The sequence below is a fragment of the Flavobacterium sp. RSP49 genome, assembly GCF_003968735.1.
Lineage (GTDB): Bacteria > Bacteroidota > Bacteroidia > Flavobacteriales > Flavobacteriaceae > Flavobacterium.
This window is the reverse complement of the sequence record NZ_RYDN01000003.1, coordinates 145,835-159,895: the sequence shown is the minus strand read 5'-3', so window position 1 is coordinate 159,895 and position 14,061 is coordinate 145,835. Positions and strand designations below refer to the sequence as shown.

General features: G+C 35.2%; 8 protein-coding genes. 7 read left to right on the top strand and 1 reads right to left on the bottom strand.

Annotation, left to right across the window (positions count from 1 at the left end):
• Positions 1–629: 629 nt before the first annotated feature.
• Positions 630–2,669 carry a transketolase family protein gene (locus EKM02_RS03200; RefSeq protein ID WP_126452024.1) on the top strand — a complete coding sequence of 680 codons (2,040 nt, stop codon included), beginning with the start codon at positions 630–632 and terminating at the stop codon, positions 2,667–2,669.
• 20 nt (positions 2,670–2,689) lie between these two features.
• On the top strand, positions 2,690–3,346 hold the full coding sequence (gene fsa, locus EKM02_RS03195; RefSeq protein ID WP_126452023.1) for a fructose-6-phosphate aldolase: 657 nt from the start codon (positions 2,690–2,692) through the stop codon (positions 3,344–3,346).
• A 179-nt stretch (positions 3,347–3,525) separates the two neighbouring features.
• Here fsa and EKM02_RS03190 read toward each other — a convergent pair whose 3' ends face one another.
• Entirely contained in the window at positions 3,526–4,215 is a 690-nt protein-coding gene (locus EKM02_RS03190; protein WP_126452022.1) for an NUDIX hydrolase, read from the bottom strand.
• 638 nt (positions 4,216–4,853) lie between these two features.
• Between EKM02_RS03190 and EKM02_RS03185 the strand changes: the two genes are divergently transcribed.
• From EKM02_RS03185 to EKM02_RS03165, 5 genes are all read left to right on the top strand, one after another.
• Complete coding sequence (locus tag EKM02_RS03185; RefSeq protein WP_199878456.1) at positions 4,854–7,946, top strand: SusC/RagA family TonB-linked outer membrane protein; 3,093 nt, start codon at positions 4,854–4,856, stop codon at positions 7,944–7,946.
• Between the two features lie 20 nt (positions 7,947–7,966).
• Positions 7,967–9,535 carry a RagB/SusD family nutrient uptake outer membrane protein gene (locus EKM02_RS03180; protein WP_126452021.1) on the top strand — a complete coding sequence of 523 codons (1,569 nt, stop codon included), beginning with the start codon at positions 7,967–7,969 and terminating at the stop codon, positions 9,533–9,535.
• 78 nt (positions 9,536–9,613) lie between these two features.
• The gene (locus tag EKM02_RS03175) at positions 9,614–11,161 is read left to right on the top strand and encodes an alpha-N-arabinofuranosidase (protein ID WP_126452020.1); all 1,548 of its coding nucleotides are present in this window, start codon (positions 9,614–9,616) and stop codon (positions 11,159–11,161) included.
• Positions 11,162–11,171: 10 nt separating this feature from the next.
• Positions 11,172–12,791 (top strand): arabinan endo-1,5-alpha-L-arabinosidase, encoded by a 1,620-nt coding sequence (locus EKM02_RS03170; RefSeq protein ID WP_126452019.1) that lies wholly within the window; start codon positions 11,172–11,174, stop codon positions 12,789–12,791.
• A 90-nt stretch (positions 12,792–12,881) separates the two neighbouring features.
• The gene (locus EKM02_RS03165; RefSeq protein WP_126452018.1) at positions 12,882–13,877 is read left to right on the top strand and encodes a glycoside hydrolase family 43 protein; all 996 of its coding nucleotides are present in this window, start codon (positions 12,882–12,884) and stop codon (positions 13,875–13,877) included.
• The last annotated feature ends 184 nt before the right edge of the window (positions 13,878–14,061 follow it).

Sequence of the window (14,061 nt, the reverse complement as noted above, 5' to 3'; positions counted from 1 at the left end):
GTTTTTTGTGTAGTAAAACGGAACAAAAAATGTATCGAGAACCGTTTTTAATACTAATTTTCTAGTTCTCGATATAATCCCGCCCAAAAGCGGGATCACTCGAACTGACGAAAATTATCATCAAAAATTAATTGCACCCAACGGGTTAAGAATATCATTTTTTATTGACAAATAAAAGGCAATTCTTATTTTAAAATTACAAGAAAAAATTTATTTGTCATTGTTAAAAAAATTTGCCTACATTTGTAAATGTATTTTTTACACTTATTATTTTTTTCATATATAGTCACTAAAAAAGAAGCTGTTACTAATTAATTTTTGCTATAAATATAAATATTTTTTATCCGACACTGATTTTGTCGGTTAGTCAGAATAAATTTTTTGCGTCTAATTATAATAGAGGAAAAGTAAAACTTGCTACAACTTATGAAACTTTGGACACAAGTAATAAAACGAATTATATTAAGTAAGTCGAAAGTTTAAAAGTCTTAAAGTCAAAAGAATTAACTTTAAGTAAAACAACTTTAAATCAGATTGTTACATAATTTTATCCTGATTTTAAAACACGACATTAAACAATGGTTATTACTTATAATATTCAAAACACATTTAATTTTTATAATTTAAACATGAATACAAAAATTGATACTTTAGCGGCTGACAATAGTAGAGCACTGGCTATTTCGATGGTAGAAAAAGCGAATTCAGGCCATCCTGGAGGCGCTATGGGAGGTGCTGATTTCTTGCACATTTTATACAGTGAGTTCTTAAAATTTGATCCTACTGAAATGAATTGGCCATTTAGGGACCGTTTCTTTATGGATGCAGGTCACCTTTCCGCATTGCTGTATTCCCAATACTATTTGTTAGGAAATTACAAAAAAGAAGATCTGAAAAACTTCAGGCAATGGGGCTCTGTAACCCCAGGCCACCCGGAAGTAGACGTACTCAGAGGAATAGAAAACACTTCCGGACCATTGGGACAAGGACATACAATGGGAGTGGGCGCAGCTATAGCAGCCAAATTTTTAGATGCGAGATTCAGAGGAATTTTTAATCACAAAATATATGGTTATATAACTGATGGAGGCGTTCAGGAAGAAATTTCACAGGGAGCGGGTAGAATAGCTGGACATTTAGGCTTGAACAATTTCATCCTGTTTTATGATTCAAATGATGTACAGCTTTCGTCCATGACAGAGGAAGTCACTTCAGAGAATACGGCTATGAAATACGAAGCTTGGGGTTGGAAAGTCATCACTATTGACGGACATGACCACGAGCAAATTAGAAAAGCACTGAACGATGCCAATGAAGAGTCAGAAAAACCAACCTTAATAATTGGGAAAACCATTATGGGAAAAGGGTGTGTTACCGCCACTGGCGATATTTATGAAGGCGAATGTGAATTGCATGGAAAACCTATTGGTGACACTAAGGCTGATTATATAAAAACCTTACTGAACCTTGGGGCTAATCCTGAAGATCCTTTTGCCATTTATGATGATGTAGCAACACATTATGCTCAAATAAAAGCCAAAAAATCTGAAGATGCTGCGTACAAAAAGCAACGTGTAGCAACTTGGAAAAAAGAAAATCCAGAATTGGCTCAAAAAATGGATTCGTTTCTATCCGGAAAACTTCCTGAACTGGATTTGAGTGCTGTTGTCCAAAAAGCAAATGCCGCGACAAGGGATGCCTCATCAGCAGTATTAGCTTACTTGGCAGAACACGTAGAAAACATGATTGTCTCTTCGGCTGATTTATCCAACAGTGATAAAACGGATGGCTTTCTTAAAAAATCTTCTGTTTTACAAAAAAATGATTTCAGCGGTGCCTTTTTACAAGCGGGTGTGGCAGAATTGACCATGACTGCAATCGCTAACGGAATTGCCCTTCACGGAGGTGTTATCCCAGTAGTGGCTACTTTTTTCGTGTTTTCAGATTATATGAAACCGGCAATTCGATTAGCTGCAATTCAAGAATTACCGGTAAAATATGTTTTGACACACGATTCTTTTAGAGTGGGCGAAGACGGACCTACACACCAACCCATTGAGCAGGAAGCACAAATGCGTTTGTTGGAAAAAATAAAAAATCATTCGGGTCATCAAAGTTTATTAGCACTTCGCCCTGCTGATGCTATGGAAACATCAGTTGCTTGGGATATGGCTTTGAAAAATACCACTACCCCAACGGCATTGATTCTTTCGAGACAAAACATCAAAGACATTCCTGCAACGGGAACATCAAGATACGAAGAAGCAACTAAATCCAAAAAAGGAGGTTATTTAGTAAAATCTGCGCCAAATCCTGACATCACTTTAATCGCAAATGGATCAGAAGTAGCCACACTTTTGGAAGCGGCAATGCTTTTAGAAAAAGAAAAAAATCTAACCATAAACGTTGCCTCAATTATATCCGAAGGGTTATTCAAACAACAATCCAAATCGTATCAGGAAAGCATTATTCCAAAAGGAAAATTAGTGTTCGGACTCACCGCAGGACTCCCAGTGAACTTAGAAGGTTTAATTGGCGACAGCGGGAAAATAATTGGATTGGAGCATTTTGGATATTCTGCACCGGCCAGTGTTTTGGATGAAAAATTTGGATTTACCACCGAAAGCGTTTGCAGAGCAATCCTAAATTATATTGAAGAAAACAAATAAACATTTAAATAAATAAAGACATGAAATTTTTTATAGACACTGCAAATTTAAAAGACATAAAAGAAGCCAATGATTTAGGAATTCTAGACGGTGTAACCACAAATCCATCGCTAATGGCAAAAGAAGGAATCACCGGTACAGATAATATTATCGCTCATTATGTAAAAATATGTGAACTGGTTGACGGAGATGTAAGTGCCGAAGTAATTTCGACAGACTTTGCAGGAATGGTTGCCGAAGGGGAGAAACTAGCGGCTTTGCATCCTCAAATCGTGGTGAAAATTCCAATGATTAAAGACGGTATAAAAGCAATAAAATACTTTTCGAATAAAGGAATCAGGACCAATTGTACGTTGGTGTTTTCAGCAGGACAAGCCTTACTTGCTGCCAAAGCCGGCGCTACTTATGTATCACCTTTCATCGGAAGATTAGATGACATTTCTACAGATGGAATGGCTTTAATAGCCGAAATTAAGTTGATTTATGATAATTATGGATATGAAACTCAAATTCTGGCAGCATCCGTTCGTCATGTAATGCACATTTTAAATTGTGCCAAAATTGGTGCCCATGTAATTACCGGACCATTAAGCGCTATTGAAGGTTTGTTAAAACATCCACTTACAGATAGTGGCTTAGCTACTTTCTTAGCCGATTATAATAAAGGAAACAGTTAGGAATTTAAATTTCAAATTAGATAAACTTTGTCATTTTAGGAGTAGTTCGCATATATAAAACCATTCTGAAATTCATTGAAATTGTAGTCAAATAAAGAATTGAAGGATATTTTTTTTATTTATAAAAAAAGGAAGTCTTAATTGAGAGACTTCCTTTTTTTGTTTATAGCTGTAATAGTCTATAAGTTTAAAACAAAATCATTCAAGAGTTTAGCATCGTATTTCTCTTTGTCGAAAGTATAAAGATAAGAGCCTTTTCTGGACGACATCATATCTTTCTCTTCGAGTTTTATCAAGATATCCAATGAGTTAATTTTGCTTATGAAATTTCTTTTATCCAATTCTTTACTGAGAATCGCTTCATACAATTCTAACAGTTGGCGCATGGTGAATTTTTCAGGTAAAAGTTCAAATCCAACAGGCTTGATAGACGTTCTATAACGCAATCTTCTTATAGCATGTTTTAACATTGTATCGTGGTCAAAAATTAATTTTGGCACATTCGCAACGCTAAACCATTGCGCATAGTAGTTTTGAATCAATTCTGAATTATGGTTTTCAATATTAATTAAGGCGAAATAGGCAACTGAAATAGTTCTTTCTACAGGATCACGATCAATTTCACTATAGGCGTGCAACTGTTCCATATAAATTTCTTGAAGACCGGTGTAGGAATCTAATATTCTAATCGCTGCACTATCAAGCACCTCCTCTTTTTTAAGAAATCCACCTATTAATGACCACTTGCCTTTTTCAGGTTCAAAATCTCTTTTAATTAAAAGTATTTTTAATCCTTCGCTATCAAATCCAAAAATGATACAATCTACTGCTAGTAAAACTTTATCAGCAGAACTATAACTATTTAACATAATATCTTTTTAGGGTAAATATATAAACTTCCTTGTATGTTTCATAATTTATTTAATGTCTGTTTTACACTTAATATTTCAAAAAGCAAAATTTTGTAAGATAAATTTCCGTAAGATACATTGTCAAAACTTTTTAAAAAAAAGTGTTATTACTTAGCTAATTTATATTAAAGTCTTTAAACATAATGCTTAAAAATACAACTCTTTTATTTTTAGAACAAATAAAGTAAGTAGTAGTAATTTGTTCTAACTTCATTCGGTTGAGGTAATTACTAGTACTTTATTGGGATGAATCTTGTCTTATTTGCACGATATAAAGTAGACTTTTTTTAATATCTCTTTGATTGAGGGTTTAAAATGACACTATTTTTAATATTTTTTAGAAAAAAATAAAAAAGTTGTTTTTTGTAGAAATGCTTGTTTTTTGACTGAAAAGGTATTTTTTAAATAAATTAAATGTCAAAAAAGATATCTTTTTTTACAAAACCACAATATATAAATGTTATTTTAACACTTAAATTACGGGATGTATTTTTTATATCTATTTTTTTACTATAATAATTTGTTTTTGTCATTTTTTTTTGATTAAATTTACAAATGTAAAATAGACACTTATAAATTAACCAAAACAAAACAGAATGAAAACAAACCAACGATTATTTCTTTACAGTAATTTTTTATTTCCAGGAAAAGAATGCCTACTAGTAATAGTGGTTATGTTACTTTCTTCTTATACGCTTTCTGCACAGCAAGATAAGACTATAAAAGGAATCGTTACATCATTAAAAGACGCAATGCCTTTACCGGGTGTAAATGTTTTAATAAAAGGTACTAATACAGTTGTTGTCACTGACTTTGATGGCGAATATTTAATACAAGCGACATCAAATGATATCCTTGTCTTCAGTTACATCGGATTTGCAAATCAAGAAGTTACTGTAGGGAACAAATCTCAAGTTAATGTGGTATTAAATGACGATTTGAATAAACTCGATGAAGTAGTTGTTGTTGGATATGGAACGCAGAAAAAGAGTGACATTACTGGATCCATCTCTGTTTTAGATGTTAGTGAAGTTAACAAAGTCGCAAACAGCGATGTTTCACAACTTTTACAAGGTAGAGTTGCAGGAGTTATGGTGACAAGTGGCGGTGAACCTGGTGCGAACGCTAATATACGAATTAGAGGCGTGGGAACTTTCGGAAATAATCAACCATTATATGTTGTAGATGGTGTTCCTGTCGGCACTTCTATAAGAGATTTTAATCCAGAAGACATCAAGACCATGCAAGTTTTGAAGGATGCGTCTGCGGGTGCAATTTATGGATCGAGAGCAGCAAATGGTGTTGTAATTATTACAACTAAAAAAGGTTCAAAAAACATGCCTCTTAAGATAAATTATAGTGCTTTTTATGGAATTGACCAAGTTTCTAAAAAAATTCCGGTATTAAATCGCGAGAATTATCAAATGATCGTAAATGAAAAAGAGAGTAATGCAGGCTTACCATTAATCTCTGGAAATGATCCTAACTCTAGTCTTTTTGTGCATAATATTGATACCGACTGGCAAGCTGTAGGTTTAAAAACAGGAAAAAGAGAAAGTCATAATCTTAATTTCTCAGGAGGAGGCGAGAATGTTACTTATAATACCTCTTTGAATTATTATAATAACGAAGGTTTGTTCGAAGGGAATGGTCCTACTTATGAAAGATATACGACAAGAACAAATTTGGTTGCAGAAAAAGGAATTTTTAAAATTTCACCATCCCTGTTTTACTCCCACTCTTTTGAAAATTCATTAACCTTTAGGGGTGATATTTTAACTGGAGGAAGACCTCCTTTAATTAATGATTTAGTATTTGCAATACCAACACTAGGAGTTTACGATTCAAATAATATAGGTGGTTATGCAGGTACATCCTCACAAATACATCAAACTATTTCTTTGAATGTGCCAGGAATAAATAATCTTTTTACAAATACTGTTGAGGTAGATAGAATATTTGCGATACTTAATCCAGAGGTGAAGTTGATAAATAGAAATGGACATGAATTAACTTATAAACTCAATTTAAGTTATGACAAGACTTTTGCAAGAGATTTTTCCTTTGTACCGCAATTCGAAATGGGTTATTTCTTTGGTTCTGGTATTTCTCGTTTAGATGATAATACAAGAATTTATACAGTTGGCTTGGTAGAAAACACACTAAACTATACAAAATCATTTGGAAAACATAGTTTGGAGGCTTTACTAGGACAAACTTACCAAGAAAATAGTACAGTTATTAGGACTGGACATTCTGAAAACTTACCTATTCCTTACTATCCAATACTTTCAAATGGAACAAATCAATCTTCTGGAGGGTTTGAACTAAACAGTGCGCTATCATCCTATTTTGGACGTGTTAATTATAATTTTGATGATAAATATTTATTGACCGGTACTGTTAGAAGAGATGGATCTTCTAGATTTGCCCCCCAAAACCGATTTGGAACATTCCCATCGGTAGCCTTCGGTTGGAAAATTACAAACGAAAAATTTTTCAAAGTTTCAAAAGATATCATTAGTCAGCTTAAGTTACGTGGCAGTTATGGCCAGTTGGGAAATGAAAATATTGGGGACTATTTGTACCAACCAATTATAAATCGAAATATATTATACAATTTTGGAGGTTCAATTGTTACGGGCGGATTGGAAACCAGTTTGGTTCTACAAGATATTAAATGGGAAACAACTACTTCATCAGATATAGGTATTGATGGAACTTTTTTAAATAATTCTGTCGATTTATCATTAGATTATTATAAGAGAAAAACAAATGATGTTTTAGTAGGAGTACCTATACCAGCATCTACAGGATCTATAAATACAGCTCCTACAGTCAATGCGGGAAGTTTACAGAATTCAGGGTTTGAAGTGGAGGCAACATATCACTCTGATAACAGCAAACAATTTACATTCGATATTTCTGTAAATGCAAGTACACTTAAAAACAGAGTTTTAGCTTTAGGCGGAAATAACGAACCTATTTATGGAGTAGGATCAAGAACTCAGGTTGGAGGAGAAATAGGGGAACATTTTGGTCATGTGTATGAAGGAATATTTCAAACGGATACTGAGGTAAGTGATCATGCTTTTCAAAGTGCTGGAACTGGACCTGGAGATATTATATATAAAGATTTAAATGGTGATGGAATAATTAATGCAGATGATCGAACTTCTTTGGGTAGTGCCACACCTAGTGTAACTTATGGTCTTAATTTCACAGCAAAATTTAAAAATTTTGACTTTACTCTATTTGCATCAGGAGCTGCAGGATATTATATTAATAGTGGGTTATACAGAATATTAATGAGTACATCAGACTACGGAAACTCTCATGAAGATATTTTGAACAGATGGACACCAACGAATACTAATACAAGTATACCAAGGTTGATGAAAAATGATGCTAATAATAATGGTAGAGATTCTAACAGGCCAGGTTGGTTACAAAAAGGTGATCACTTAAGGCTTAATACAATCTCAGTAGGATATAGTATTCCAGAAAAAGTATTTAAAGGTATTATACAATCCCCTCGAGTATATACTACATTACAAAATGTATATACTTTTCAAAAATATAAAGGGTTTAACCCCGATTTTAATTCAGGTGTTTTTAATCCTGGATTTGATGCTGGATCTTATCCTAGACCAATCACTTTTATGTTGGGTGCTCAATTATCATTTTAACTCCTTTATTTCTTATTATTATGAAAAAAAACAGATTATTAGTAACAGTATTATCCTTAAGTATTCTAGTCAGTTGTGATAACCAACTTGATTTATTAAATCCAAATAGTCAAACTACAGAAAATTTTTGGTTAAATCAAGATCACGCAATGGAAGGGGCAAATGCAATATATAATAGCCTATTAATCGACGGTTATTATATGAGAATGACCCCCGCTCTTACGGATGGACGAGGGGATGACTTTAAGGCGGATAGTCCTTGGCCTGATTTGGGTCAAGTTGCTAATTTTACAATTCCTGCTACCTCTGGCCCCATTCAATGGGTATGGTCTGCATATTATCAAAGTGTGTTTAGAGCGAATCAAGTATTAAAACATGTTCCTAACATAACAATGGATGAAAATATTAAAAATAGATGTTTGGGTCAAGCTTATTTCTTGAGAGGACTGTCCTATTTTAATTTGGCAACAAACTTTCAAAAAGTTCCATTAATCCTAACCGTACCAATAACTGTAGAAGATCGTTATCCCGCGACTGCGACAGAAGAAGAGTTATGGAACCAGATAATATCTGATTTTCAAAATGCACAAAATTTGTTACCAATTAGCTATGCAAATGTTACTGGACCTGATCAAGGACAGAATGGTAGAGCAACTAAAGGAGCTGCTACAGGTTTTCTGGGAAAATCATATTTATATAATAAACAATGGGCTTTGGCAGCAAACGAGTTTAAAAAAATAATTCTTGGTCCCGAATTAAATATTTACAGTTTAGCAGCTAATTATAAAGATAATTTTAGTCCATTTGTCGAAAACAATTCCGAATCTCTTTTTGAGGTACAATTTGCAACACCTGATCAGGTGGGGGGTACCATAAAAAATTATGGAGGAGATCCAAATTCAGCTTGGATGCAAGTGTCATCAATAGGTCACACTTACGCTCAAGATGGTTATGGATATTCCGATTTTTTACCTACACAATGGATCTATAATGAGTTTAAAGTTGAGTCTACCGTTAATGGAAAATTAGATCCTCGATTACTATCTACAATTGCTTCATTTGAACCATCCGCAAATTCTACTACTGTTTACGCGAATGTACCTTGGCCTCATGCAGAAAATTCTATTTATCCCAGAAAATATACACATGATGGATTTGGGGTAGCAACCGAAAGCCAGGGAAGTGTTGAGCTTTCAGATATTAATTACCGTTTAATGAGATATTCTGATGTGCTTTTAATGTATGCAGAAGCTTTAAACGAAATCGAACAAACAACAAATGCATATAGTTTTATTCAACAGGTAAGGGACAGAGCTAAACTGCCGAATCTAAGTACAGTAAAACCAAATATGACAAAAGTTCAAATGAGAGATCAAATAGCTCATGAACGTGCACTTGAATTATCTGTTGAAGGAATTAGAATTCATGACCTTATACGATGGGGTTGGTTTTATGATGCTGGGAAGTTAGCAGAATTAAGAAAACATGATGGAGATTTTAATTTATGGATTCCAGGTAAAGAATATTTTCCTATTCCACAAAGTGAGCTCGACGTTAATCCTAATTTGTTGCCTAATTCAGCAAATTAAATATAAATCCATTTAAGTTTGAGCCTATCAGTTCAACTCACCAGACCTAAATTATAATAATTTTAAAACACACTTAACATGAAAAAAGCCTTATTAATCTTATTTATTTTTACTTTTTGCAATCAAACTAGTTTTGCACAAAAAGAAACCACAGTACTTACACTAAAAAATGATGAAAGTGCACCTATAATCAATAAAAATATTTATGGCCATTTTGCGGAGCATTTGGGCAGATCAATTTATAACGGCTTTTTTGTGGGTGACACTTCAAAAATACCCAATACAAATGGCGTCCGAAATGACGTAGTTGCAGCTTTAAAAACTTTAAAAATACCAAACTTGAGGTGGCCGGGTGGTTGTTTTGCTGATACATACCATTGGAAAGATGGCATTGGACCAAAAGAAAACAGACCTACCATTGTAAACCAATGGTGGGGCGGTGTTACCGAAGACAATAGTTTTGGAACCCACGATTTTTTAAACTTATGCGAACTCTTGGAAACGGAACCTTATTTAGCAGGAAACATGGGGAGTGGAACGGTGCAGGAATTGGCAGATTGGGTACAATATGTAAATTTTGGAGGCAAAAGTCCAATGAGCGATTTGCGTATTAAAAATGGAAGAAAAGAGCCTTGGAATGTAAAAATGTGGGGAGTTGGAAACGAAGCTTGGGGTTGTGGTGGAAATATGACCGCTGATTATTATGCAGGAGAATATCGAAAATATGCCACTTTTATGTCAGATTGGGAGAACACGGGGGGCTTGATGCGCATAGCTTCAGGAGCAAACAGTGGAGATTACAATTGGACTGAAACCTTAATGAAAAACATTCCAGGAAATATGATTGGTGGAGTAGCGTTACATCATTATTCTGTGATTGATTGGGCAAAAAAAGGAGATGCTGTCGATTTTACTGAAGACCTATATTTCAAAACGATGCAGCAAGCCTTAAAGATGGAGGAACTGGTTACCAAACATTCCGCCATTATGGACAAATACGATCCAAATAAAAAAATTGCTTTGGTTGTAGATGAATGGGGTGGTTGGTATGATGTAGAAAAAGGGTCCAATCCAGGGTTTTTATACCAACAAAACACCATGAGAGATGCCGTTTTGGCGGGTGCAACCCTTGATATTTTCAACAACCATGCCGATAGAGTTCGCGTTGCAAATCTAGCACAATGTGTAAACGTATTACAAGCTGTTATTCTTACTGATAAAACCAAAATGCTTTTAACGCCAACCTATCACGTAATGCAAATGTACAGTGTACATCAAGATGCAAAATTATTACCTATTTCTATAAAATCTCCCTTATACTCACATAATGGGGAATCACTTCCTGCATTATCCGCTTCGATATCCAAAGATAAAAACGGACTAATTCATATTTCATTAGTAAATATCGATGCTAAAAAAGAACACAAAATAGAAATCGACCTAAAGGAACTTGGAATTAAAAATGTTACCGGAACTATTTTGGCTTCGCCAAACTTACAAGACCACAACACATTTGATAATCCTACAAAAATCAAACCTGCTATTTTCAAAGGCTTTGAAACAAAAAAAGGCAAACTTGAAATCACAATCCCAGCATTTTCTGTAGTGGTTTTAGAAACCAAATAAAAATATATTAATGAAAAATTCAAAATTCCTTTCAACAGTGGTTTTGTATCTGATGCCTGTTTTTACAGCTGTTTTAATTAGCGGTTGTTCTGGCGAAGATCCAGCTTCAGCTCCCACACCAACGCCAACCCCAAGTCCTGTTCTTACGCCATCACCGAATGCTTTTGCCGGACCAACATACCCTGATAATTACACCGCCATTGCTTCCTGGAATAGTCGCTCTCAATGGAACTTGGCAAACGTGCATGATCCTTCTGTTGAAAAGTGTGGTGAATATTATTATATGTATCAAACCGATGCTTCCTATGGTGGTGCTGCAGATGGCCATGGACATTTCCCATACCGACGCTCAAAAGATTTAATTACTTGGGAATACATGGGTGCTGCAATGACACAAGCACCAGCTTGGATAAAAGATTCATTGAACAACAAAAGAGCCCGAATGGTTCCCGCTTTACCCGCGATTGCAAATCCGAGTTATGGGTATTGGGCGCCTTACATTAAAAAAGTAGGAACTAAATACCGATTGTATTACAGCATCGTAGTTACGGAACCAATTATTGGAACTGATTACAATACCTCATGGTCGGAAAGAGCCTTCATTGGTCTTGCAGAATCAGATGATTTAGCTACCAATGTATGGGTAGACAAAGGAATGGTTGTTTGTTCTGAACCAGACGGTGTGAAAAGTTATGTGCGAAATGGCGGCAATGATTGGGAAGCTTATTTTAAATTCAATGCCATCGACCCAACTTTTACCGTTACGCCACAAGGAGAACACTATTTAATCTACGGCTCTTGGCATTCTGGCATTGCCGCTTTAAAATTAAATCCCACAACCGGAAAACCAGATCAATTAAAAACATTGAGCGATTATGGAACTCGCATCGCCACTCGCAATAGAACGAGTCGCTGGCAAGGATCAGAAGGACCAGAGATTATGTACAACGAAAATACGGGGTACTACTACTTATTTTTGGCGTATGACGGACTTGATGTACCTTACAATACTCGTGTTGCCCGTTCCAAAAATATTATGGGACCTTACCTGGGAATCAATGGAGCCGATGTCACCAACGGAGCCGATGCTTGGCCAATGCTAACACATCCTTATTCCTTTAACAATCATACAGGATGGGTTGGGTTTGCACATTGTTCCATATTTCAAAATCCAGAAACCAAAGAATGGTTTTATGCCTCACAAGCTCGTTTACCAGAAGGTGTACCCGGAATTAATGCTTCTAATGCAGTCATGATGGGTCACGTTCGAGCTATTCAATGGACCGAAGACGGCTGGCCCGCAGTAGCACCTGAACGCTATGCCGGAGTACCTGTAACAACCCTTTCTGATGCTTCATTCATAGGTACTTGGGAACAAATTACAATGAATTACCAATACAAAGTCATCCAAAAATCAACAACTATATACTTAACTGCCGACAAAAAAGTAAGTGGTGGTGCTATAGGAAGCTGGTCGTATGACAGCACTAATAAAACACTAACTGTCAATGGTATAAAATGTAAAGTAAGCGACGCTTGGGATTGGGAAAGAGCCACCCGAAAAGTCACCATCACCTATTCAGGATTTACCACTGCTGGACTTCCGGTTTGGGGTAAAAAAATTGATTAATAAATAGTAAACTGATGCCTTTTTAATAATCTAAAAGGTATAGGTTACCAATAAAACGCCCTTTTCATTCTTTTACAGAAAAAAATCAAAATGAAAAATACAATTACAACCTTATTGCTGCTGGTACTTATTTCCTCTTGTAAAACGATACAAACAGATACTGTTGCGGCTTCCGCCAAGGATGGAAAACAGAGTCAAACCTTGCAAATCAACAACCCTATCGTCAAAGACAAGTACACGGGTGACCCTGCCGCTTTGGTTTACAAAGACAAAGTATACCTATATGCCGGTCATGACGAGGCACCAAATGATTTTAATTTTTACAAAATGAAAGAATGGCTGGTGTACTCCTCCTCGGATATGGTGAACTGGCAAGAACATCCGGTACCGCTAAAAGTGACCGATTTTGCTTGGGCAAAATCTGATGCTTGGGCTGCTCAAGTCATTGAACGCAACGGAAAATTCTATTGGTATGTTACGGTTGAACACGGAACTATTCCCGGAAAATCAATTGGAGTGGCCGTTTCTGACAGTCCAACAGGTCCTTTTAAAGATGCGTTAGGAAAAGCCATTATTACTAATGACATGACAACCAAAACCAGTATTAGTTGGGACGATATTGATCCAACCGTTATGATAGACGATGACGGTCAGGCCTATTTATTCTGGGGAAATACTGTTTGTCATTACGCCAAATTAAAAGCAAACATGATAGAACTTGATGGTCCGATCCAAACTATTTCTTTACCAAACTTCACCGAAGCGCCTTGGATTCACAAAAAAAAGGATTGGTATTATCTATCGTATGCGTATCAGTTTCCTGAAAAAATCGCTTATGCTATGAGTAAATCCATCAACGGACCTTGGGAATACAAAGGAATACTAAATGAAATTGCCGGAAATTCGAATACCAACCATCAATCGATTATTGAGTTCGAAGGAAAAGATTATTTCATTTATCACAATGGCGCAACTCAACCCAATGGTGGCAGTTTCAGAAGATCCGTTTGCATAGACCGTTTGTATTATAATGAAGATGGAACGCTAAAACGTGTAATAATGACAACAGAAGGCATTCAAAAATAAGCACATTACAGGAAATGGCGTTAAACACACACGATTAATAAAACCATCTAAACTTATATTTCTTAAGTGGTTTAAAAATTTGAAACATATAAGGCATATAAGTTAATTAAAATGAAATTAAAAACAGCTCAAAAAATACACAATATCAAAAACTTATATTTTCTTATATGACTTAAATGGTTTA

Excerpts from the sequence above, each read along its gene's own strand:
- EKM02_RS03200 (WP_126452024.1), top strand. The coding sequence starts at position 630 with ATGAATACAAAAATTGATACTTTAGCGGCTGACAATAGTAGAGCACTG.
- fsa (WP_126452023.1), top strand. The coding sequence starts at position 2,690 with ATGAAATTTTTTATAGACACTGCAAATTTAAAAGACATAAAAGAAGCC.
- EKM02_RS03190 (WP_126452022.1), bottom strand. The coding sequence starts at position 4,215 with ATGTTAAATAGTTATAGTTCTGCTGATAAAGTTTTACTAGCAGTAGAT.
- EKM02_RS03185 (WP_199878456.1), top strand. The coding sequence starts at position 4,854 with ATGAAAACAAACCAACGATTATTTCTTTACAGTAATTTTTTATTTCCA.
- EKM02_RS03180 (WP_126452021.1), top strand. The coding sequence starts at position 7,967 with ATGAAAAAAAACAGATTATTAGTAACAGTATTATCCTTAAGTATTCTA.
- EKM02_RS03175 (WP_126452020.1), top strand. The coding sequence starts at position 9,614 with ATGAAAAAAGCCTTATTAATCTTATTTATTTTTACTTTTTGCAATCAA.
- EKM02_RS03170 (WP_126452019.1), top strand. The coding sequence starts at position 11,172 with ATGAAAAATTCAAAATTCCTTTCAACAGTGGTTTTGTATCTGATGCCT.
- EKM02_RS03165 (WP_126452018.1), top strand. The coding sequence starts at position 12,882 with ATGAAAAATACAATTACAACCTTATTGCTGCTGGTACTTATTTCCTCT.